The sequence below is a fragment of the Kosakonia sp. 1610 genome, assembly GCF_050435845.1.
Classification (GTDB): domain Bacteria; phylum Pseudomonadota; class Gammaproteobacteria; order Enterobacterales; family Enterobacteriaceae; genus Kosakonia; species Kosakonia cowanii.
This window is the reverse complement of the sequence record NZ_JBNDKZ010000007.1, coordinates 58,613-80,681: the sequence shown is the minus strand read 5'-3', so window position 1 is coordinate 80,681 and position 22,069 is coordinate 58,613. Positions and strand designations below refer to the sequence as shown.

The 22,069-nt window shown below is 55.7% G+C and carries 24 protein-coding genes; 15 read left to right on the top strand and 9 right to left on the bottom strand.

Going from position 1 to position 22,069, the window contains the following annotated elements; translation table 11 throughout:
- Positions 1-11: 11 nt before the first annotated feature.
- Positions 12-908 carry a LysR family transcriptional regulator gene (locus tag ABIC80_RS17885; RefSeq protein ID WP_429178045.1) on the bottom strand — a complete coding sequence of 299 codons (897 nt, stop codon included), beginning with the start codon at positions 906-908 and terminating at the stop codon, positions 12-14.
- 100 nt (positions 909-1,008) lie between these two features.
- Between ABIC80_RS17885 and ABIC80_RS17880 the strand changes: the two genes are divergently transcribed.
- The gene (locus ABIC80_RS17880) at positions 1,009-1,611 is read left to right on the top strand and encodes a short chain dehydrogenase (RefSeq protein WP_429178043.1); all 603 of its coding nucleotides are present in this window, start codon (positions 1,009-1,011) and stop codon (positions 1,609-1,611) included.
- Here ABIC80_RS17880 and ABIC80_RS17875 read toward each other — a convergent pair.
- Positions 1,608-2,486, bottom strand: a complete 879-nt coding sequence (locus ABIC80_RS17875) for a hypothetical protein (protein ID WP_429178041.1) — start codon at positions 2,484-2,486, stop codon at positions 1,608-1,610. The genes ABIC80_RS17880 and ABIC80_RS17875 overlap by 4 nt on opposite strands.
- Before the next feature lie 120 nt (positions 2,487-2,606).
- On the bottom strand, positions 2,607-2,765 hold the full coding sequence (locus ABIC80_RS17870; protein WP_023480545.1) for a YqaE/Pmp3 family membrane protein: 159 nt from the start codon (positions 2,763-2,765) through the stop codon (positions 2,607-2,609).
- A 179-nt stretch (positions 2,766-2,944) separates the two neighbouring features.
- Between ABIC80_RS17870 and ABIC80_RS17865 the strand changes: the two genes are divergently transcribed.
- Both ABIC80_RS17865 and alaE read left to right on the top strand, forming a co-directional pair.
- Entirely contained in the window at positions 2,945-3,124 is a 180-nt protein-coding gene (locus ABIC80_RS17865; protein WP_042712545.1) for a hypothetical protein, read from the top strand.
- 419 nt (positions 3,125-3,543) lie between these two features.
- Entirely contained in the window at positions 3,544-3,993 is a 450-nt protein-coding gene (gene alaE / locus ABIC80_RS17860; RefSeq protein WP_094421776.1) for an L-alanine exporter AlaE, read from the top strand.
- A gap of 13 nt (positions 3,994-4,006) precedes the next feature.
- Here alaE and ABIC80_RS17855 read toward each other — a convergent pair whose 3' ends face one another.
- A complete protein-coding gene (locus ABIC80_RS17855) occupies positions 4,007-4,351 on the bottom strand; it encodes a DUF2002 family protein (protein ID WP_042712548.1) in 345 nt (114 codons plus the stop codon).
- A gap of 161 nt (positions 4,352-4,512) precedes the next feature.
- Between ABIC80_RS17855 and ABIC80_RS17850 the strand changes: the two genes are divergently transcribed.
- The 5 genes from ABIC80_RS17850 to nrdF all read left to right on the top strand — a co-directional run bounded on the left by ABIC80_RS17850 (position 4,513) and on the right by nrdF (position 8,832).
- Entirely contained in the window at positions 4,513-4,839 is a 327-nt protein-coding gene (locus ABIC80_RS17850) for a DUF883 domain-containing protein (protein WP_128482281.1), read from the top strand.
- Between the two features lie 265 nt (positions 4,840-5,104).
- Positions 5,105-5,335, top strand: coding sequence for a glutaredoxin-like protein NrdH (gene nrdH, locus ABIC80_RS17845; RefSeq protein WP_042712550.1), 231 nt, complete (start codon positions 5,105-5,107; stop codon positions 5,333-5,335).
- Positions 5,332-5,742 carry a class Ib ribonucleoside-diphosphate reductase assembly flavoprotein NrdI gene (nrdI, locus tag ABIC80_RS17840; protein ID WP_054803938.1) on the top strand — a complete coding sequence of 137 codons (411 nt, stop codon included), beginning with the start codon at positions 5,332-5,334 and terminating at the stop codon, positions 5,740-5,742. The genes nrdH and nrdI overlap by 4 nt, the downstream gene beginning before the upstream one ends.
- Entirely contained in the window at positions 5,715-7,859 is a 2,145-nt protein-coding gene (gene nrdE / locus ABIC80_RS17835) for a class 1b ribonucleoside-diphosphate reductase subunit alpha (protein WP_429178039.1), read from the top strand. The genes nrdI and nrdE overlap by 28 nt, the downstream gene beginning before the upstream one ends.
- 10 nt (positions 7,860-7,869) lie before the next feature.
- Positions 7,870-8,832: a class 1b ribonucleoside-diphosphate reductase subunit beta gene (nrdF, locus tag ABIC80_RS17830; protein WP_312278463.1), complete on the top strand. Its 963-nt coding sequence runs from the start codon at positions 7,870-7,872 to the stop codon at positions 8,830-8,832.
- Here nrdF and ABIC80_RS17825 read toward each other — a convergent pair.
- A complete protein-coding gene (locus tag ABIC80_RS17825; RefSeq protein WP_429178037.1) occupies positions 8,829-9,071 on the bottom strand; it encodes a hypothetical protein in 243 nt (80 codons plus the stop codon). The genes nrdF and ABIC80_RS17825 overlap by 4 nt on opposite strands.
- Positions 9,072-9,196: 125 nt before the next feature.
- Between ABIC80_RS17825 and proV the strand changes: the two genes are divergently transcribed.
- From proV to emrB, 7 genes are all read left to right on the top strand, one after another.
- On the top strand, positions 9,197-10,399 hold the full coding sequence (gene proV / locus ABIC80_RS17820; RefSeq protein WP_094421784.1) for a glycine betaine/L-proline ABC transporter ATP-binding protein ProV: 1,203 nt from the start codon (positions 9,197-9,199) through the stop codon (positions 10,397-10,399).
- Positions 10,392-11,456: a glycine betaine/L-proline ABC transporter permease ProW gene (proW, locus tag ABIC80_RS17815; protein ID WP_429178036.1), complete on the top strand. Its 1,065-nt coding sequence runs from the start codon at positions 10,392-10,394 to the stop codon at positions 11,454-11,456. The genes proV and proW overlap by 8 nt, the downstream gene beginning before the upstream one ends.
- A gap of 60 nt (positions 11,457-11,516) precedes the next feature.
- On the top strand, positions 11,517-12,512 hold the full coding sequence (proX, locus tag ABIC80_RS17810; protein WP_042712559.1) for a glycine betaine/L-proline ABC transporter substrate-binding protein ProX: 996 nt from the start codon (positions 11,517-11,519) through the stop codon (positions 12,510-12,512).
- A gap of 153 nt (positions 12,513-12,665) precedes the next feature.
- On the top strand, positions 12,666-13,850 hold the full coding sequence (locus tag ABIC80_RS17805; protein WP_429178034.1) for an MFS transporter: 1,185 nt from the start codon (positions 12,666-12,668) through the stop codon (positions 13,848-13,850).
- A 450-nt stretch (positions 13,851-14,300) separates the two neighbouring features.
- Complete coding sequence (gene mprA / locus ABIC80_RS17800; protein ID WP_023480518.1) at positions 14,301-14,831, top strand: transcriptional repressor MprA; 531 nt, start codon at positions 14,301-14,303, stop codon at positions 14,829-14,831.
- Positions 14,832-14,948: 117 nt separating this feature from the next.
- Positions 14,949-16,121: a multidrug efflux MFS transporter periplasmic adaptor subunit EmrA gene (gene emrA / locus ABIC80_RS17795; RefSeq protein WP_124967457.1), complete on the top strand. Its 1,173-nt coding sequence runs from the start codon at positions 14,949-14,951 to the stop codon at positions 16,119-16,121.
- Between the two features lie 15 nt (positions 16,122-16,136).
- Positions 16,137-17,669 (top strand): multidrug efflux MFS transporter permease subunit EmrB, encoded by a 1,533-nt coding sequence (gene emrB, locus ABIC80_RS17790; protein WP_429178151.1) that lies wholly within the window; start codon positions 16,137-16,139, stop codon positions 17,667-17,669.
- Between the two features lie 36 nt (positions 17,670-17,705).
- On the opposite strand, the gene ABIC80_RS17785 is transcribed toward emrB, so the two are convergent.
- The 4 genes from ABIC80_RS17785 to gshA form a co-directional block, all read right to left on the bottom strand.
- Positions 17,706-19,181 (bottom strand): FKBP-type peptidyl-prolyl cis-trans isomerase N-terminal domain-containing protein, encoded by a 1,476-nt coding sequence (locus ABIC80_RS17785; RefSeq protein ID WP_429178032.1) that lies wholly within the window; start codon positions 19,179-19,181, stop codon positions 17,706-17,708.
- Positions 19,178-19,549, bottom strand: coding sequence for a hypothetical protein (locus tag ABIC80_RS17780; RefSeq protein WP_232045228.1), 372 nt, complete (start codon positions 19,547-19,549; stop codon positions 19,178-19,180). The genes ABIC80_RS17785 and ABIC80_RS17780 overlap by 4 nt, the downstream gene beginning before the upstream one ends.
- 277 nt (positions 19,550-19,826) lie before the next feature.
- The gene (gene luxS, locus ABIC80_RS17775) at positions 19,827-20,342 is read right to left on the bottom strand and encodes an S-ribosylhomocysteine lyase (RefSeq protein ID WP_023480587.1); all 516 of its coding nucleotides are present in this window, start codon (positions 20,340-20,342) and stop codon (positions 19,827-19,829) included.
- Positions 20,343-20,496: 154 nt separating this feature from the next.
- Positions 20,497-22,041 carry a glutamate--cysteine ligase gene (gene gshA / locus ABIC80_RS17770; protein WP_128482274.1) on the bottom strand — a complete coding sequence of 515 codons (1,545 nt, stop codon included), beginning with the start codon at positions 22,039-22,041 and terminating at the stop codon, positions 20,497-20,499.
- Between the last annotated feature and the right edge of the window lie 28 nt (positions 22,042-22,069).

Genomic DNA, 22,069 nt, shown 5'->3' with positions numbered 1-22,069 from the left:
TGTCGCGCGGGTTACGCTGCCACCCACTGCGTGATCTCGTGGTGTAAGTGTTCGATATACCGCGTCAGTTTTGGAAGCGGCCGGCTGTCCTGGCGATAGACCAGGCTCACCGGCCGCGGCCTGGGCGTGAAGGGCTGCATGATGCGCACCAGCGTGCCGTTTGCCAGCTCCTCGCGCACCAGGATTTCAGGCTGCAACAGCAGCCCCGCTCCGGCAATCGCCGCCATCCTTAACCCCTGCCCGTCATTACAGCGCAGCACCGGATCGCGCTGCCAGCTCATCTCTCCCGCTTCGCCCGGCAGTTTCCACTCATTGCGCCGGTTCCACACTCCGTTCGACAGACAGCGATGATCGCGCAGCGCCTCGGGTGAGGATGGCTCGCCATAACGCGCCAGATAAGCAGGCGCGGCGCAGATCACCATCCGGTAGAGGCAGAGCGGTTTTACCACAACATCCTCACTGTTCACCTCGCCGATACGGATCGCCAGATCGAACCCCTCCTCCAGCAGATCAACGCTGCGATTACTCAAATCGAGATCGACCCGCACCTGCGGCCACGCCGTGAGAAAGGTGGCGGTGATGGGTGCGATAACGCAGCCGCCAAAAGTGGTTGAGGCGCTGACGCGCAGCGTACCGGCAGGTGCCGCGCGTAGCCGCTCGACGGAGGTTTCGGCAATATGCACCTGCTCCAGCACCCGCCGCGCCTCCTCATAGAAGACGCGACCGGCATCCGTCAGGCTCTGGCGTCGGGTGTTGCGCGCCAGCAGGCGTGTCGCCAGGCTGTTTTCGAGTTGAGCGATGTATTTTCCGACCATTACCGCCGAGATCTCCAGCCTGGCGGCGGCCTGAGTAAAGGACCCCGCCTCTACCACGGCGATAAACACCGCCATACTGCGCAGCTTATCCATAGTGCAAACCACTAGTTAGGAATGAATAAACATTAAGAGCATTTATCTTATCAATGATTAGCGAAAAAATGACCACTCCGCACACTGAAGGAGAGCTGAAATGAAGATTATCGTAATCGGTGCTACCGGCACCCTTGGCCGCGCAGTGGTGGCCGAGCTGGGTCAAGATAACGAGGTGATAAGCGTCGGGTTAACGCATGGCGATCTACAGGTCGATTTAACGCGTGATGAGAGTGTCGAGGCGCTGTTTGCGCAGACCGGACGCGTTGACGCGATTATCGCCACCACCGGCTCACTCTTTTTCGGCCCGCTAACGGCGATGCGCGCAGAGGATTTTGCTTCCGGCCTTAACGACAAACTGCTGGGGCAGGTGCGGCTGTCGCTTATAGGTCAGCACTATCTCAATGATGGCGGCTCGATCACGTTGACCAGCGGCATTATCGGCAGTGAACCCATTGCGCAGGGGGTGAATGCTACCGCGGTCAATGCGGCACTGGAGGGGTTTGTGCGTGCCGCGGCGTGCGAGTTACCGCGCGGCTTACGCATTAACGTCGTCAGCCCGACGGTGCTCCGCGAATCCGTTGAAAAATATGGCGCCTTCTTCCCGGGGTTTGAAAGTGTGCCTGCCGCGCGCGCTGCACTGGCCTATCGACGCAGTGTTCACGGCGTGCAGACAGGCCGCACCTTTACCGTCGGATATTAAGCGCGCTGGCTTTCGTCGCCTGCTGGTTGCTCCGCCGCTTTCAGCAGGGTGGTGAACTGCGACCACTGCTGCTGTAACGCGCCGATGTGGTTTTTCTCAAGCGTGGTGACAAATGGCAGCGAACCGCTGTTTTCCACCCGCTGATTCATCTGCGCAAACCAGCTGCTACTGTCGTCAGTGTTGGCGGTGATTGCCAGCATCGCCTTGCGGTCCATCTGTGAGGAGTGTGTCCCGGCATCAAGCTGTTCGATCGCCTGCTGGCTCTGTTTCGCCTGAGCGGTGTCGCCACGGCTTTGCGCCAGTTCCGCCGATTGGGTCAGCGCCGCGCGGTTGGTCTGATCCGCCTGCTCGCCTTTTTTAGCCACAAACCCGGCGACGAAATCGCGCGCCTGCTGCTGGTAATCCGCAGAGACGAACTTATCCACCACATAATTGAGTTTCGCCTGGGTCATCGCCACGTCCATCCCGAGGGTGGTCTCATCACCGCTGCCTTGCGGCGAGGTCAACGCCTGGTGCAGCGCCGTGGCCATATCATCGGCATTGATGGTGGAGTGCTGGAAAAAGTCGATAAAGCTTACCGCGTCGTTGGCCGTGGCCGGGTCGCCATAGAAGGCGCTGGCCAGGCTCGGCCCGCGTGCATAAGAGGCCATATCGCTATTGCGAAGGGTAGCCATCTCGCGGGCGACCTTTTCGCTCTGCTCTTTGGTAGGTTTTGGCTGGCTCTCTGCGCCGCGCGCCAGCGCTTCTGCAGAGATGGAGACAGAAATTGAACTCTCGGTGACAATCTCTTTGCCACCAAACGTTATCGTTTTTGACGCACGCACCTCATACTGCGACTGCGCTGCCGCAGAGGCACTGACTTCCTGAATGCTCATTTCGCTTCCTTAAAGTGATTGCTAACGTGATATTTATCGACGTCATCAACAATCTCTTTAAGGTTTTGGCGAAAAAATGTGCACTTGATCGGCGTGGGGCGGAGAACCGCCCCGGAAGGATCAGTCGCGGGATTGCACCCAGAAGGCGTGGATCAGGCCCGGGATGTAACCCAGCAGCGTGAGCAGAATGTTAAGAAGAAACGCCAGGCCTAAGCCTTTCCCGAGCAGCACGCCCAGCGGCGGAAGAAGAATCGTAATGACAATACGCCAAAAGCCCATAAAGCCTCCTGTGCAAAGTAAATTCCAGGTGATTGATAATTTACACAATCTGTTTAAGCGTAGCCGCTACATCCCACAGTGCCAATCAGCCATCAAGAGGTTTACCCTCTTTTACGCTGTACCACTCTCACTGTTCAGTCTATGTTTACTCTTACAACCTCGTTACAAAGGAGAGACATATGTTTGCTGTAGGCGATATCGTTCAACCACGCATTGGCGGCCCGAAACTCAAAGTGCTCGAAGTGCATGATGACCAGATTATTGCGGTGCCCACTCACGACGAACAGGCGGAAAAGCTGACGCTTAAAGCCGATGACGTCGAGCTGTACAAAGAAGAGGGCGACTTTGGTGTCTGCTGAGTGATTGCGGTGGGCTCGCCCGCCGCGTAACGGCATACATACCCACTTCTGACGCGTAAAACCCCAACCCCTCCAGACCGCATCTTATGCTGCTAAAAACGCCTTACTAGCATAAAACATACTGCCTCAACGTTTTTCACTCTTCGCCAAAGCATAGCGCGCTACGCTGACCGCTACGCCCTGCCGTGCAATCGTGTAATGTCTTGAAAATTAATCCTTTATAACTCCACCCCAACAATAATAGGGCAATGCCGAAGATTGCAGCAGATGCAGAGCACTTTATCCAGGCGGCGGTCAAAAATAAAAATTAATCGCTAGTTGAGAGTTTCAAATCAGACAGATACGCTATGCGCGTAAATAAGTCCGTTTTAAAACGCTACACCTCTTCATTGCGCCATCATTTTTCAAGGAGCTTCATCATGTTCTCTTCGCAGTCTCGCCTGCGCCACGCCGCTGCGGACACTTTCGCGATGGTGGTCTACTGTTCAGTAGTGAACATGGTGATTGAAATATTCCTCTCCGGAATGAGCTTTGAGCAGTCCCTTTCCTCTCGTCTGGTGGCGATCCCGGTTAACATCATTATTGCCTGGCCTTACGGCTTCTATCGCGATCTCTTTATGCGCTATGCACGCGGCATAAGCCCCGCAGGCTGGATGAAAAATCTGGCGGATGTGCTGGCGTATGTCACTTTTCAGTCGCCGGTATATGTAACGATTTTGTGGTCGGTAGGGGCAGACTGGCAGCAGATTATGGCGGCGGTCAGTTCAAATATCGTGATATCGATGTTGATGGGTGCGGTGTACGGCTACTTCCTCGATTACTGCCGCCGTCTCTTCCGGGTGAGTCATTACCACCAGGCGAAAGCCTGATGGCAGCTCTGGGTTAGTGCTGTTCGCCGAACAGGCCGTTCAGGAAGCGCTCGAGCGCCATACGCGAACTGAAACCATGCGGAATGCCGTAATGGTCCTGTTCATGACCGCCCAGATAGAGCGGGAAATTGTGGTAGTGATCGCACAACTTAATGTCCGATGCGGGATCGGCCAGCGATGAACTGCGCTCTTTCAGGGTGGGATGGATAATCAGCGCCGTGCGGCCCATACGAGCTTCGCGGTTAACATATACATAGTTTTCGCCACGGCGATAACCGTACGCTTTGTTGGTCGCCACATCCATCGTAAAGCCGACATTCTCCAGCACGCGCGCCACTTCATCGGGTCGTAAATACATAGATTTTCCTCATCATCTCTCAACTGCTTCGCAACCTTACAGTACTGAGCATGGTCAGTGACTCAGAAAATTCCACAAACTGCGCGTAAATGGGCGTTTGCCGTTTGGCCTGTAAAATTATGGTCTACGCTTAAAAGCACACCAAAAAAAGGGAGGCTACTATGTTAAACAGACCCACACGCCGTGAAGTAGATGAAGGTGTTGATGATATCAATAACGATGTCAACCAGTTAGCTGATAGCCTGGAAGATTTGCTTAAATCCTGGGGCAGCGACGCGAAAGAGGAAGGCGAATCTGCGCGCCGTAAAGCGCAGGCGCTGCTGAAAGAGACTCGCGCCCGCATGCATGGTCGCAACCGTGTGCAACAAGCTGCACGTGACGCCGTCGGCTGTGCCGATAGCTTTGTGAAAGACCGTCCGTGGTGCAGCGTTGGTGCTGCTGCTGCCGTTGGTATTTTTGTCGGCGCGCTGCTCAGCTTCCGTCGTTAATTTATACAAATAATCTGAAACCTCTGCCCATCCTGCCGGATGGCAGGGGTTTTTCTTTGTCCTTTTTCCGCCCCGCTTTACAATACGCGGCGACATTTCGCCCTTACCCATTCAGCCACTCTCCTGGGCACGGCCTGTGTCTTTTTCCCATATATTGTATGGTTGATAAAATTTATAACTACATCTAGTATCTCTTCTTGTACTCCATACACTAACTGACGCGACTTATCGCGCCGCTCTACTACTTTTAACGGAAATACGAATCATGCGCATTACTATTTACACTCGAGATGATTGTGTTCAGTGCCACGCCACCAAACGGGCGATGGAGAGCCGCGGCTTTGAGTTTGAGATGGTGAACATCGATCATGTGCCGGATGCCGCAGACCAGCTGCGCGCGATGGGTTTTCGCCAGCTGCCGGTGGTGGTTGCAGGCGAGACAAAGTGGTCCGGCTTCCGCCCGGATATGATTAATCGTCTCAGCGCAGCCGCATGAGCACGCTCGTCTACTTCTCCAGCAGCTCGGAAAACACCCATCGCTTTATTGCGCGTCTGGGGCTGCCGGCGGTGCGCATTCCGCTTAACGAGCGTGAGCGTATTCAGGTAGACGAACCCTATATTTTGGTGGTTCCCAGCTATGGCGGCGGCGGTACGGCCGGTGCTGTGCCGCGCCAGGTGATCCGCTTTTTGAACGATCCGCATAATCGGGCGTTGATTCGCGGCGTGATCGCCGCCGGCAATCGCAGCTTTGGCGATGCGTTTTGCCGCGCGGGCGACGTGATCGCGCAAAAATGCGCGGTGCCCTATCTCTATCGGTTTGAATTGATGGGTACTGCGCAGGACATCATCAACGTGCGAACAGGAGTAAGCGAATTTTGGCAACGACAACCGCAGCGCGCGTGATGCAGAGCACGCCCGATTTCCATGCCCTGAATGCCATGCTCAATCTTTACGATCGCAATGGCCGCATTCAGTTTGAAAAAGACCACCAGGCGGTGGACGCCTTTATGGCGCACCATGTTCGCCCCAACAGCGTTCACTTTGCGAGCCAGGATGAGCGCCTTAACTGGCTGGTGGCGGAAAATTATTACGATGAGAGCGTGCTCGCGCGCTATGAGCGGGCGTTTGTCATCGATCTGCTGGCGAAAGCGAAGGCGCGCGGTTTCCGCTTCCAGACCTTCTTAGGCGCCTGGAAGTTCTACACCAGCTACACGCTGAAAACCTTCGATGGCAAACGCTATCTGGAAGATTTTGAAGATCGCGCCTGCATGGTGGCCTTAACGCTGGCGCAGGGCGATACCGCGCTGGCGCAGGAGTTGGTGGAGGAGATCCTCTCTGCCCGCTTCCAGCCCGCGACGCCGACCTTCCTCAACTGTGGCAAAAAGCAGCGTGGCGAACTGGTCTCCTGTTTCCTGCTGCGTATTGAAGACAATATGGAGTCGATTGGTCGCGCGGTGAACTCCGCCCTGCAACTCTCCAAGCGCGGCGGCGGCGTGGCCTTTTTGCTCTCGAATCTGCGCGAAGCAGGTGCGCCGATCAAGCGCATTGAAAACCAGTCTTCCGGTGTGATCCCGGTGATGAAGATGCTGGAAGATGCCTTCTCCTATGCCAATCAGCTTGGCGCACGCCAGGGCGCAGGTGCAGTCTATCTCCATGCCCATCACCCCGATATTCTGCGTTTTCTTGATACCAAGCGCGAAAACGCCGATGAGAAGATCCGCATCAAAACTTTGTCGCTGGGCGTGGTGATCCCGGATATCACCTTCCAGCTGGCGAAAGAGAACGCGCAGATGGCGCTCTTCTCCCCCTACGATGTGGAACGCCTGTATGGTAAGCCGTTTGGCGATATGGCGATCAACGAAAACTACCACCAGCTGGTTGCCGACGAGCGGGTGCGCAAAAGCTGGATCAACGCGCGCGACTTCTTCCAGACACTGGCAGAGATCCAGTTTGAGTCCGGTTATCCCTACATCATGTTTGAAGATACGGTTAACCGCGCCAACCCGATTGCCGGGCGCATCAATATGAGCAACCTCTGCTCGGAGATTTTGCAGGTTAACAGCGCCTCGACCTTTGATGACAACCTCGATTACGCCGACACCGGGCACGATATCTCCTGTAATCTTGGCTCGCTGAATATCGCCCACACCATGGATTCGCCCGATTTCGGCCGTACCGTTGAGACGGCGATCCGCGGTTTAACCGCCGTCTCCGATATGAGCCATATCCGCTCGGTGCCGTCGGTGGAAGCGGGCAATGCCGCCTCCCATGCGATTGGGCTGGGGCAGATGAACCTGCACGGCTATCTGGCGCGCGAAGGCATTGCCTACGGCAGCCCGGAAGGGCTCGATTTCACCAATTTCTACTTCTACACCATCACCTGGCATGCGCTGCATACCTCGATGATGATCGCCCGCGAGCGCGGCCAGACCTTTGCCGGTTTCCCCGCTTCTCGCTACGCCAGCGGTGAGTATTTTGATCGCTATCTTGAAGGCGACTGGCAGCCGAAAACCGATAAAGTGCGCACGCTGTTTGCCCGCGCCAATATCACCATCCCGACGCGCGCGATGTGGCAACAACTACGCGAAGAGGTGATGCGTTACGGCATCTATAACCAGAATTTGCAGGCGGTGCCGCCGACCGGGTCGATCTCCTACATCAACCATGCGACATCGAGTATTCACCCAATTGTGTCGAAGATTGAGATCCGCAAAGAGGGCAAAACCGGGCGCGTTTACTACCCTGCCCCGTTTATGACCAATGAGAACCTGGCCCTGTATGAAGATGCCTACGAGATTGGGCCAGAGAAGATCATTGATACCTACGCCGAAGCGACGCGCCATGTCGATCAGGGGCTGTCACTGACGCTCTTTTTCAAAGATACCGCCACCACGCGCGACATCAACCGGGCGCAAATTTACGCGTGGAAAAAGGGCATTAAGACGCTCTACTACATCCGCCTGCGCCAGCTTGCGCTGGAAGGCACCGAAATCCAGGGCTGCGTCTCCTGTGCGCTATGAGGAAAGCATGATGAACCCACTCTCCCGCGTCAGCGCGGTGAACTGGAACAAAATCCAGGATGATAAAGATCTCGAAGTGTGGAACCGGCTGACCAGTAACTTCTGGCTGCCGGAAAAAGTACCGCTGTCGAACGATATTCCGGCCTGGCAGAGCTTAAGCCCGGCCGAGCAGCAGCTGACGATCCGCGTCTTTACCGGGCTGACGCTGCTCGACACCATTCAGAACACCGTTGGCGCACCGGCGCTGATGCCGGATGCCGCCACGCCGCACGAAGAGGCGGTGCTCTCCAACATCAGCTTTATGGAGGCGGTGCATGCCCGCTCCTACAGCTCTATCTTCTCGACGCTCTGCCAGACGCGGGATGTTGATGTTGCTTACGCCTGGAGCGAAGAGAACAGCGCGCTACAGCGCAAAGCGCAGATCGTGCTGGGCCACTATCGCGCTGACGATCCGCTGAAGAAGAAGATCGCCAGCGTCTTTCTGGAGTCGTTTCTCTTCTACTCCGGCTTCTGGCTGCCGATGTACTGGTCAAGCCGCGGCAAGCTGACCAACACCGCCGACCTGATTCGTCTCATCATTCGCGATGAAGCGGTGCACGGTTACTACATCGGTTATAAGTATCAGAAAGGGTTAGAGAAAGTGAGCGAGGCCGAGCGCGAGTCGCTGAAAGCTTTCGCCCTCGATCTGCTGATGGAGCTATACGATAACGAGCTTGCTTACACCGACGATCTCTATGCCGACAGCGGCTGGGCCGAAGAGGTGAAAGCGTTTCTCTGCTACAACGCGAACAAGGCGCTGATGAACCTCGGGTATGAGGCGCTCTTCCCGCCGGAGATGGCGGATGTCAACCCGGCGATATTGTCGGCGCTGTCACCCAACGCCGACGAAAATCACGACTTTTTCTCCGGCTCCGGCTCGTCGTATGTGATGGGTAAAGCCGTCGAAACGGAAGACGAAGACTGGAACTTTTAAATATTCTCTCCTCTCGCGCTGCGGGAGGAGAATATCCCCCCGTTTTTTAATTCACCACTATTTATTCCGCCGCGTTTAAGCTGATTCTTAGTAAAAATAACTATGACGGTCTGCGCTGTCATGGTTTGTTCATATTCCGCAAAATCATCTCCATTCAGGCTCATTTTTCTGTCCAATGCAAAAAAATGATTACCCGCGCCAGCCCTTATATCATGGGAAATAATGCCATTTGAGTGCATGGAAATTCTGTAAAGCGCGGCACAGAAGGGTTGTCTCAGATGAAGAGTGTGGTAGGGTATGACCAGTCAAATATATTCATTGGGTAGCGTATCGAAATAATAAATAACAGGAACTCTATTATTGCATGGCAATTAAATTAGAAGTTAAGAATCTCTATAAAGTATTTGGCGAGCATCCGCAGAGAGCTTTCAAATATATAGAAAAAGGACTTTCGAAAGAAGAAATACTGGAAAAAACGGGTCTGTCGCTTGGCGTGAAAGACGCCAGTCTGGCCATTGAAGAAGGCGAGATATTCGTCATCATGGGATTATCCGGCTCGGGTAAATCCACTATGGTACGCCTTCTCAATCGCCTGATTGAACCCACCCGCGGGCAGGTGCTGATAGATGGCGTCGATATTGCCAAAATATCCGATGCCGAGCTACGCGAGGTGCGCAGAAAGAAGATTGCAATGGTCTTCCAGTCATTCGCCCTAATGCCCCATATGACGGTGCTGGATAATACCGCATTTGGTATGGAGTTAGCCGGCATGCCCGCGCAGGAGCGCCAGGAAAAAGCGCTCGATGCACTGCGCCAGGTGGGGCTGGAAAATTACGCCCACGGCTACCCGGATGAACTCTCCGGCGGTATGCGCCAGCGCGTCGGATTAGCCCGCGCATTAGCCATCAATCCCGATATCTTATTAATGGATGAGGCCTTCTCCGCGCTCGATCCCTTAATTCGTACCGAGATGCAGGATGAGCTGGTCAAGCTGCAGGCGAAACATCAGCGCACCGTTGTCTTTATTTCCCACGATCTCGACGAAGCGATGCGCATTGGCGACCGGATTGCGATTATGCAAAATGGCGAAGTGGTGCAGGTCGGCACGCCGGATGAGATTTTGAATAATCCGGCCAATGATTATGTGCGCACCTTCTTCCGCGGCGTTGATATTAGCCAGGTGTTCAGCGCGAAGGATATTGCGCGCCGTACGCCCGTGGGTCTGATCCGTAAAACGCCTGGTTTCGGCCCGCGCTCGGCGCTGAAAATGTTGCAGGATGAAGACCGCGAATATGGCTATGTCATTGAGCGCGGCAATAAGTTTGTCGGCATTGTCTCCATCGACTCCCTGAAAGCGGCGCTGGCCACCGCGCAAGGAATCGATGCGGCGTTGATTGACTCCCCGCTTGCGGTGGAGGCAGACACGCCGCTCAGCGAACTGCTCTCCCATGTCGGACAGGCGCCCTGCGCGGTGCCGGTGGTGGGTGAAGAGCAACAGTACGTGGGCATCATTTCGAAACGAATGCTGCTGCAGGCTTTAGATCGCGAGGGGGCAAACAATGGCTGATCAAAACAATCCGTGGCAGAGCGCACCGGCAACGGACAACGCCGCACAGTCGGCTGATGCGTGGGGCGGCGGCGCAGCAGCACCTGCCGATAGCGGCAGCGCTGACTGGCTTTACAGCGCCCCGGCACCCGCGCCGGAACACTTCAACATTATGGATCCATTCCATAAAACGCTGATCCCGCTCGACAGCTGGGTAACGCAGGCGATCGACTGGGTGGTGCTCCACTTCCGCCCGCTCTTCCAGGGCATTCGCGTGCCGGTGGATTACATTCTTAGCGGCTTTCAGCAACTGCTGCTCGGCATGCCGTCGCCGGTGGCGATTATTCTCTTCTCGCTGATCGCCTGGCAGATGAGCAGCGCCGGGATGGGCGTTGCAACGCTGGTATCACTGATTGCCATCGGCGCGATTGGTGCCTGGTCGCAGGCGATGATTACCCTGGCTCTGGTGCTCACCGCGCTGCTGTTCTGCGTGGTGATCGGCTTGCCGATGGGGATCTGGCTGGCGCGCAGCCCGCGGGCAGCGAAGATCGTTCGCCCGCTGCTGGATGCGATGCAGACCACTCCGGCGTTTGTCTACCTGGTGCCGATTGTGATGCTGTTCGGCATTGGTAACGTGCCGGGCGTAGTGGTGACGATTATCTTCGCCCTGCCGCCGGTGGTGCGCCTGACGATCCTCGGCATTAACCAGGTGCCGGCCGATCTGATTGAAGCCTCGCGATCCTTTGGTGCCAGCCCGCGCCAGATGCTGTTCAAAGTTCAGCTGCCGCTGGCGATGCCAACCATTATGGCGGGCATCAACCAGACCCTGATGCTGGCGCTGTCGATGGTGGTGATCGCCTCGATGATCGCCGTCGGCGGGCTGGGGCAGATGGTGCTGCGCGGTATTGGTCGCCTTGATATGGGCCTTGCCAGCGTCGGCGGCGTCGGGATTGTGATCCTCGCAATCATTCTTGACCGCCTGACTCAGGCCGTGGGCCGTGACTCGCGCAGCCGCGGTAACCGCCGCTGGTATCAGACCGGCCCGCTCGGCCTGCTGACCCGCCCCTTCGCCAAATAATTTTGCTGCCCGGCGCACCGGCCGGGCAACAACATCACACCTGAAAAATAAGGAATAACGATGCGACATAGCGTACTTTTTGCCACAGCGTTTACCACCCTTCTCTCCACCAGCGCTTTTGCCGCCGATCTGCCGGGCAAAGGCATTACCGTTAAACCGTTTCAGAGCACCATCGCCGAAGAGGCGTTCCAGACGCTGCTGGTCAGCCGCGGCCTTGAAAAGCTAGGCTATACGGTCGAAAAACCGGATGAAGTGGATTACAACGTCGGCTACACCTCGATGGCAGCAGGCGATGTCACCTTTACCGCCGTCAACTGGCAGCCGCTGCATGACGATATGTATGCCGCCGCCGGGGGCGATAAGAAGTTCTACCGCGAAGGCACCTATGTAACCGGCGCGGCGCAGGGCTACCTGATCGATAAGAAAACCGCCGATAAGTACCACATCACCAATATCGAGCAGTTAAAAGATCCGAAAATCGCCAAACTGTTCGACGGCAACGGTGACGGCAAAGCCGATATGATGGGCTGCTCGCCGGGCTGGGGATGTGAAACGGTGATTAACCACCAGCACAAAGCCTATGGCCTGGAGAACACCGTCACGGTTAACCACGGTAACTACTCGGCGATGATGGCGGACACTATCACCCGCTTTAAAGAGGGGAAACCGATCCTCTACTACACCTGGACCCCTTACTGGGTGAGCGATGTGCTGAAGCCGGGTAAAGATGTGGTCTGGCTGCAGGTGCCGTTCTCCTCCCTGCCGGGCGAACAGAAAAATATCGATACCAAACTGCCGAACGGCATGAACTACGGCTTCCCGGTGAACACCATGCACATTGTTGCCAATAAAGCCTGGGCGGAGAAAAACCCGGCGGCGGCGAAGCTGTTTGCCGTTATGAAACTGCCGCTGGCGGATATCAACGCCCAGAATGCGATGATGCACGCCGGTAAAGCCTCCGAAGCGGATGTGCAGGGCCACGTTGATGGCTGGATCAAAGCCCATCAGCAGCAGTTTGATGGCTGGGTGAAAGAGGCGCTCGCCGCGCAGAAGTAACGCACTGACTCTTTGACCTTCTCACGCGCCATCGGGTTCTCACCCGGTGGCGCGTTCGTTTATCCAGCCCGGGTGCACAGATAACAACACACGCCGCCGGGCAATTGTCTATGATGGATTTCTGACAAAGAACCTCATTGATAGTTGATACCTATGACAAAAACTCACCACGGACTTAGCCCGGCGCTGATTGCGCTGATGTCGATGGCAACCGGACTCGCCGTTGCCAGCAATTACTACCCGCAGCCGCTGCTGGATACCATCGCTAACGCCTTTTCGATCACCGCAAGCCAGGCCGGATTTATCGTCACCGCCGCGCAGCTTGGCTATGCCGCCGGGCTGCTGCTGTTGGTGCCGCTTGGCGATATGTTTGAGCGGCGCACATTAATTGTGGTGATGACGCTACTCTCAGCGGGCGGGATGCTGATTACCGCCAGTAGCCCATCGCTCGGTTTGATGATTCTGGGTACCGCACTTACCGGCCTCTTCTCGGTAGTGGCGCAGCTTCTGGTGCCGCTGGCCGCGACGCTTGCGACACCTGAGAGCCGTGGGCGAGTGGTCGGCACGATTATGAGCGGCCTGCTGCTGGGGATCCTGCTTGCGCGCACCGTCGCCGGGCTGCTGGCAAGCCTCGGCGGCTGGCGCACCGTTTACTGGGTTGCCAGCGTATTAATGGTGCTGATGGCGCTGGCGCTCTGGCGCGGCCTGCCGAAACTCAAGTCGGAAACGCACCTTAACTACCCGCAGCTGCTCGGCTCCGTCTTCACCCTCTTCGCCAGCAATAAACTGCTGCGCACCCGCGCGCTGCTTGGCTGCCTGAGCTTTGCTAACTTCAGCGTCTTGTGGACGTCAATGGCCTTTCTGCTCGCCGCGCCGCCGTTTCACTTCTCTGATGCGATGATCGGCCTGTTTGGCCTGGTGGGCGCCGCCGGTGCATTAGGTGCACGTCAGGCGGGCGGGCTTGCGGATCGCGGCAAAGGCCATCTCACCACCACAGTTGGTCTGGTGCTGCTTCTGCTCTCCTGGGTGGCAACCTGGTTTGGTCACAGTTCCGTCTTCGCGCTGATTATCGGCATTATCGTGCTCGATCTCACGGTGCAGGCGGTGCATATCACTAACCAGACGATTATCTATCGCGTTAACCCGGAAGCGCGTAACCGCCTGACCGCTGGCTACATGACCAGTTACTTTATCGGCGGTGCCGCAGGGTCGCTGATTTCGGCCACGGCATGGCAGCATGCGGGTTGGGCTGGTGTCTGCGCTGCGGGCGCTATCCTCGCCTTGCTTAACGTGCTGGTGTGGTGGCGAGGATATCGCCATACGGAGGCGCAGAGCTAAGCAACCGCTCACGTTTAGGCAATTCGGTGCCAAACCGGGGTGTTAACACGTCCGTCACTCTGCTAAGGTTATAGGACTTGTTTATCCCGGTTATATTAACGTGGGTGATATATAACAAACTTTATGGATATGGATCGTTCATTGAATTACACCGCCGGGCCTGAAAAGGTGGCATCGCACACGGAAGGCATCACACACCGCCTGTCCCCTATTGTTAGCCACCCCGCCGTGGCATTTTCCTTCGTTTTATACGCCCGCTTCGCCGGTCGCCACCTCTGGCATCGTCACCGCCCTGTCTTCTTCACGCTAGTGAGCGCACTGCTGTCCGGTGTCGCCTGGAAATTTCTGCCACATGCATAGATAGAGCAAATTTATTAGCACAAATAATACATTTACTTTATTTGTCACCGTCGTTACTATATCGACTGCAATTAATGAGGTTATACCCAAATGGATAGTTCGTTTACGCCCATTGAACAAATGCTTAAGTTTCGCGCCAGCCGCTATGAAGATTTCCCGTTTCAGGAGATTTTATTGACCCGCCTCTGTATGCACATGCAGGGCAAGCTGCTGGAAAACCGCAATAAGATGCTGAAAGCGCAGGGCATTAACGAGACATTGTTTATGGCGCTGATTACCCTGGAGTCGCAGGAAAATCACAGCATTCAGCCGTCGGAACTGAGCAGCGCGCTGGGATCATCCCGCACCAACGCTACTCGTATCGCCGATGAGCTGGAGAAGCGCGGCTGGATCGAACGCCGCGAAAGCGATAACGATCGCCGCTGTCTGCATCTGCAACTGACCGACAAAGGACACGAGTTCCTGCGTCAGGTTCTGCCACCGCAGCACAACTGCCTGCATCAACTCTGGTCAACCCTGACCAACGCTGAGAAAGATCAGCTCGAGCAGATCACCCGTAAGCTTCTGTCGCGTCTCGACCAGATGGATGAAGAGGACGTGGTCCTCGAGGCGCTGCGCTAACGCGATAAGCAGCTTTAGTTTCCAGGATGAGCAATGTGAAGGGCCAGCTAAGCTGGCCTTTCTGACGAAAGGTCGGTACACGCCGACATAACTAAAAATAAGATCGTGGAGAGAATCATGAGCGCAAATGCGGAGAGCCAGACCCCGCAGCAACCGGTCAAAAAGCGCGGCAAACGTAAGGGATTGCTGCTGTTACTGACCTTGCTCTTTGTTGTTATTGCCGTGGCATACGGAATTTATTGGTTTTTAGTCCTGCGTCATTTTGAAGAGACGGACGACGCCTATGTGGCGGGGAACCAGGTACAGATCATGTCGCAGGTCTCCGGCAGCGTGACGAAAGTCTGGGCCGACAACACCGATTTTGTGCAGAAAGGCGATGTGCTGGTCACACTTGATGAGACCGATGCCCGCCAGGCGTTTGAAAAAGCGCAGACCCAGCTGGCAACCAGCGTGCGCCAGACCCGCCAGTCCATTATCAACAGCAAACAACTCCAGGCGAGCGTTGAGCTGAAAAAGACCGCCCTTGCCCAGGCGCAGAGCGATCTTAATCGCCGCGTGCCGCTCGGCAGCGCGAATCTAATTGGTCGCGAAGAGTTGCAGCACGCCCGTGATGCGGTCGCCAGCGCGCAGGCCGCACTGGATGTCGCCGTTCAGCAATATAACGCCAACCAGGCGATCGTGCTGGATACGCCGCTCGAAGAGCAGCCCGCGGTGAAGCAGGCAGCAACAGAAGTCCGTAATAGCTGGCTGGCTTTGCAGCGCACCAAAATTGTCAGCCCGCTCACCGGTTATGTCTCCCGCCGCGCGGTGCAGCCTGGCGCGCAGATTTCTGTCACCACTCCGTTGATGGCGGTGGTTCCGGCGACCAACCTCTGGGTGGATGCCAACTTTAAAGAGACGCAGCTTGCGCATATGCGCATTGGCCAGACCGCGACCATTATCAGCGATTTTTATGGTGATGAGGTTGAGTACAAAGGCAAAGTGGTCGGTCTCGATATGGGTACCGGCAGCGCCTTCTCACTGCTGCCCGCGCAGAACGCGACCGGGAACTGGATCAAAGTGGTTCAGCGACTGCCGGTGCGTGTTGAGCTTGATGCCCAACAGCTGGCAGATCACCCGCTGCGTATTGGCCTTTCAACGACGGTGAAAGTCGATACCTCCGCGCGCGATGGTGCCGTGCTGGCGAAGCAGGCACGCACCACGCCAGCGTATGAGAGTAACGCGCGGGAGATCAATCTTGAGCCGGTCAACACGCTTATCAATAACATCGTGAAAGCCAACGCCGGGTAATCTTATATGAGTGCCATGCAACAGAAACCGCTGGAGGGCGCGCAGCTGGTCATTATGACCATTGCACTTTCACTCGCGACCTTCATGCAGGTGCTGGATTCCACCATCGCCAACGTGGCTATCCCGACGATCGCCGGTAACCTTGGCTCCTCGCTGAGCCAGGGAACCTGGGTGATCACCTCCTTCGGGGTGGCGAACGCCATCTCAATCCCCATTACCGGCTGGCTGGCAAAACGCTTCGGCGAAGTGCGGCTCTTTCTCTGGTCGACGGTGGCGTTTGCCATCGCCTCCTGGGCGTGCGGCGTCTCCAACAGCCTGGGGATGCTGATCTTCTTCCGCGTTATCCAGGGGATTGTTGCCGGGCCGCTGATCCCGCTTTCGCAGAGCCTGTTGCTGAGTAACTACCCACCGGCGAAGCGCTCTATCGCGCTGGCGCTCTGGTCAATGACGGTGATTGTCGCGCCGATTTGCGGGCCGATCCTCGGCGGCTATATCAGCGATAACTACCACTGGGGCTGGATCTTCTTTATCAACGTGCCGATTGGCGCGCTGGTGGTGCTGCTTACCCTGCAAAGCCTGCGCGGACGTGAGACGCGCACCGAGCAGCGGCGTATTGATGGCGTAGGCCTCGCATTGCTGGTGGTGGGTATCGGTAGTCTGCAGGTGATGCTCGACCAGGGGAAAGAGCTGGACTGGTTCAACTCGACCGAGATTATTGTGCTGACGATTGTCGCAGTGATCTCCCTGAGTTTCCTCGTGGTGTGGGAGCTCACCGACGATAACCCGATTGTCGATCTCTCGCTGTTTAAGTCGCGGAACTTCACCATCGGCTGCTTGTGTATCAGCCTTGCCTATATGCTCTACTTCGGCGCAATTGTTTTGCTGCCGCAGCTGTTGCAGGAGGTGTATGGCTATACCGCAACCTGGGCCGGGCTGGCGTCTGCGCCGGTTGGCGTGATCCCGGTACTGCTGTCGCCGATTATTGGCCGCTTTGCGCATAAGCTGGATATGCGCAAGCTGGTGACTTTCAGCTTTATTATGTATGCGGTGTGCTTCTACTGGCGCGCTTATACATTTGAGCCGGGAATGGATTTTGGCGCGTCAGCGTGGCCGCAGTTTATTCAGGGCTTCGCCGTGGCCTGCTTCTTTATGCCACTGACGACCATTACTCTCTCCGGCTTGCCGCCGGAGCGGCTGGCCGCGGCCTCCAGTTTGTCGAACTTTACGCGAACGTTGGCAGGCTCGATCGGCACATCCATCACCACGACGCTGTGGACTAACCGTGAGTCAATGCACCATGCGCAGCTGACGGAGTCGGTTAACCCCTACAACCCGAACGCGCAAGAGATGTATAACCAGCTGCAGGGAATGGGGATGTCGCAGCAGCAGTCATCAGGCTGGATTGCCCAGCAGATCACCAATCAGGGGCTGATCATTTCGGCGAACGAAATTTTCTGGGTCTCGGCGGGGGTCTTCCTGATCCTGCTTGGCCTGGTCTGGTTTGCCAAACCCCCGTTTGGTGCAGGCAGCAGCGGCGGCGCGCATTAACGCCAAATAAAAACGCCTCCGCAGGGAGGCGTTTTTTTATTTCACGATACCGAGGATCTCAAGCGTCATGATTGACGCGACACCCGGTGGCACCATGCCCGGGATCCCCTGCTCGCCATATGCCAGCTCGGCGGGGGTATAGATTCGAATCCGCCCTCCGACCACCACTTTTTCAATCCCTGCGCGCATCAGCGGCGGCAGCTCGCTAATTCGCCCGCTGTGTACCGCACCGCGCGACAGCACCTTGCCGGAACTCAGCTTCTCATCAACCCGAAAGCGGATCACATCGCCAGACAGCAGCGCAACGCCCTGCCCTTTCTTCTCCACCAGATAGATGATGCCATTGGCAGTGCGCTCAGCGCCTTTCAGCTTTGCCGCCTCGGCCAGCAGCTTTTGTGCCTGTTTCCGGTTCTGCGCCAGCTCGTTTTTCTGCGCATCGCCCATCTTTTTATTCAGGCTTTGCAGCACCTTTTCGATATCGTCACTCTTCATCTGCAGGCTGCCGGCGAACTTATCCTGAAAGCCCTGCAAAAACGCCTCTGGCAGATATTTTTGCCCGGAGTGGGTCAGCGTGACGCTCTCCTGCTGCGCTTTCGCCGCAAACCAGGCACCCCAGGCGTAGTTCATTCTGGCGGCGGGCGATCTGTTCTCTGTCAGCAGATAGTGGCTCTGCGCTTTTGGCGGCGCTAACGCCGCTGCACTCTTCTGATCAGCCTGCGCGTTCTCCTCTGTGCGCTGCTTGAGCTGCGCCTCCAGCGTGGTGATACGCGCGGCCTGATCGCTGACCTGCTTCGTGGCGAGATCAAGCTTGCTGCTTATCTCCTCTTTGGCCTGGGTGAGTTGCTTCACCTGCTCCGCGTTTTGCGACGGGGCGGCGGTGTGCTGCTGGCCCTGCTTTTCCAGCGACTCCAGCTGCTGCTGATGGGTTTTCACCTGCTGCTGCAGATCGCTATTCGCCGTGCGAAACGCCTGTAGGGCTTGTGTGTCATCGGCGTGCTTCTGGCTCGTCTGCGCCAGTTGCTGCTGGCTGGCCTTGAGCTGCTGTTCGAGCTGGCTCTTCTCATCTCGCAGATGTTTTAGCGCGTCGCTCTCATTGGCGAGCTTCTGCTTCGTTTCGGCAAGTTGCTGAATATGCGTCTGCAACTGCTGTTTTAACGAGGCACTCTCTTTTGCCACTGCGTCCTGCTTAGCGGGCAGAACAACCGCTGTGGCGCGCTGCTTTTTCTTCAGCGCGGCGATCTGGCGTTGCGCTAACGTAAGCTTACGCTTTAGTTGCGCCACTTCCGCATGCTTCGCCTCACTCTCTTTCGCCTTACTCTGCACCTCAACCGGTGGTGCAGGCGTCGCGTTCGGCTGTGCCGAAAGCCGATCGTTAATAAACGGAGAGTGAGGAGTAACGGCGATAATCTTCTCTTTATTTAACTGCTCAAGTAATGCAGCCGGATCGGCACGAACCCCGGAGGATGAAATAGCTGATAGCAATACAGCTGATGAATATAATAATTTTCTCATAACTGTTTCAGTGCATTTGCGCGCCGGGACATGTTCACGAATACCGCGCTGCGTACGCGCGAGCAAACAACTTCAATTTTGTTATCAATTTCCGTCTTCATTATTTCCGCCGAGTTGTTATCAATAATCGGCTGATTTTTTTTGTAGACTTCATAGCTTTGATTAAGGGTGGTGAATTGCTGCTTATAAGTTTCAAATGCCGTTTTGTCGAGACCCTGCAGAGCGGTAAGCAGTTCGTAGCACTGCTGTGTCTCCTGCTTCTGCGGCGCGTCCTGCACCAGCGCGGGTGCTTTTGATTTAACGCAGCCGGTTAATGTAAGTGAGAGACAAAAAGAGAGACATACGTAAGAGATGGGTGAGCGCCGCATAATATCCTCGTTATTCAGGCATTCTTTTCACTGAAATAGATGCAGAAAATAAATACAGAAGGTAACACGTTCGCCTAATAGCGACGTGCGGTGCAAACTATCATGGCAAGATTGAAATAACAATAAGAAGGCGTGGCGGCAGCAAGGATATTATTTATATATTAAGCGCGAGTAATAATTAAAAGAATTAAATAGAAATAATGTATAAAAACTTTCTTATAAATATGAGGGCATATAATAGTGCCGCTTCCTGTTAACCAGAAAGCGGCATAGCAAACTAGATATGCAGTTCCTGCAACTTCTCTTTCGGCAGAGCCAGGTCATCATTGCTGTTGACGCGCACATCGCGATCGAGAATGTGACGCGCGATCTCCTGCGCCTCTTCCAGCGAGTGCATCTGGTATGTACCGCACTGATAAACGTTCAGCTCAGGGATCTGATTCTGCTCTTTCACTTTCAGCACGTCAGCCATTGCCGCTTTCCAGGCATCAGCGACACGCTGCTCATCCGGCGTACCGATCAGGCTCATGTAGAAGCCGGTGCGGCAACCCATCGGCGAAATATCGATAATTTCTACGCCATCACCGTTGAGGTGGTTGCGCATAAAGCCAGCGAAGAGGTGCTCCAGCGTGTGGATCCCTTTCTCCGGCATAACTTCTTGATTAGGAATGCAAAAACGCAGGTCGAATACGGTGATGGCGTCGCCGTGCGGCGTGTTCATTGTTTTAGCAACACGGACTGCAGGCGCTTCCATACGGGTATGATCGACAGTGAAGCTATCCAGTAACGGCATTTAGTCACCTCCGACAGTGATTTTTTTTAAAATAAACTGAACTCTTTGTTGGCGTGCGAGTCTGAATATATGAAAGACGCGCATTTGTTATCATCATCCCTGTTCTTCGAGAGATGAAATTTTGGCCACAGCGATGTGGCCTTTTTCTTTTCTGCTATGCGTGACGCGCGAGCAGCGCTTCAAACGATTCGTTATCCCCGGCTTCAATCTCCGCCTGGCGCGCCAGTGAAGCGTGGCATTCCGCAATAAAATCCTCTTCATGCAGAATTTCCAGCGGCTCTTCACGCAGCTGCGAACGGTACTGCTCGCTCAGCGCTTTACCTGTTCCGCCCATGCCTTCATCAATCATTGAGCGCAGAATACGCGCCGAGAAGGTTAGCTCAGGATCGTCAAAGCTGGCGACCAGCTGATCGCATACCGCTTCATACTCGTTGCCACCGTACACGCCATCCAGCGTTTGCGCTACCCGTTTCAGATCGTTAAACAGATCGCGTCCGACATCGGCGAGCGGGTATTGCGCGGTTTCACAGCCTATACCGAGCGTCAGGCCCGGCTTACGGCCTTCGAGGATCACGCGGTTCCAGTTAGTGCGCGTACAGAGCAGTTCATCGCTGCTCATCTCCGGCGCATCGGCCAGCACACACCAGACCATAAAGAGATCGAGGAAACGCACCTGCTGCTCATCAACGCCAATCGCGGTGAACGGGTTGATATCCAGCGAGCGCACTTCGATATATTCAATGCCGCCGCGCAGCAGCGCATCCGACGGCGTTTCGCCGCTGCGGGTCACGCGTTTCGGGCGAATCGGCGCGTAGAGCTCATTTTCGATCTGCAGAATGTTGGTGTTGATTTGCAGATACTTGCCCTCTTTCTGCAAACCGATCTTCGCGTACTCTTCCGAGGGCGTTTTGATCGCGCGTTTCAGCGCGACCACGTAATCGTGAAGATTATTGAAGGTAATATTGAGGCTGTTCTGCGACTTATTGGTATAGCCCAAATCGCTTAAGCGCAGCGACGTGGCATAAGGCAGATAGAGCATGCCGTTGTGCATCTTCTCGAAGGGCAACGACGTCTCTTTACCCTGCAGGAAGGAGGAGCAAATAGCCGGTGAGGCACCGAAAAGATAAGGGATGACCCAGCCGAAGCGATAGTAGTTGCGGATCAGGCGGAAATAGCCCTCCGAGACCGCTTCTTTATCGGTGCTGCCGCTTTTCGCCTGCCAGAACGCCATCGGCAGCGAGAAGTTATAGTGCACGCCGGAGATGGTTTGCATCAGCGCGCCATAGCGGTTTTTCAGCCCTTCGCGGTAGAGGGTTTTCAGGCGGCCGATATTTGAGGTGCCGTACTGCGCCAGCTCAATCTCCTGCCCCTCTTTGATGTAGCAGGGCATGCTCAGCGGCCAGAGACGCTCATCGCCAATCTGGCGGGCGGTATAGCGATGGATGTCGCGCATAATAGTGAGCATGCGGTCAATATCACCCTCAACCGGGGTGATAAACTCCAGCAGCGCTTCGGCAAAATCCGTCGTAATCCATTTATGAGTTAATGCAGAGCCAAGCGCTGCCGCGTGACCGGTTGTCGCCAAAGACCCATCCGCGTTAACGCGCAGGGTTTCGCGCTCAAGGCCACGTTGGATGCCTTTGAGCGCCTGAGGATGTTTTTCCAGCCAGGACAACGCCTGTGATACGTCCGGGATCAAATTGACCTCCCGCCTGTAATAATCGTTT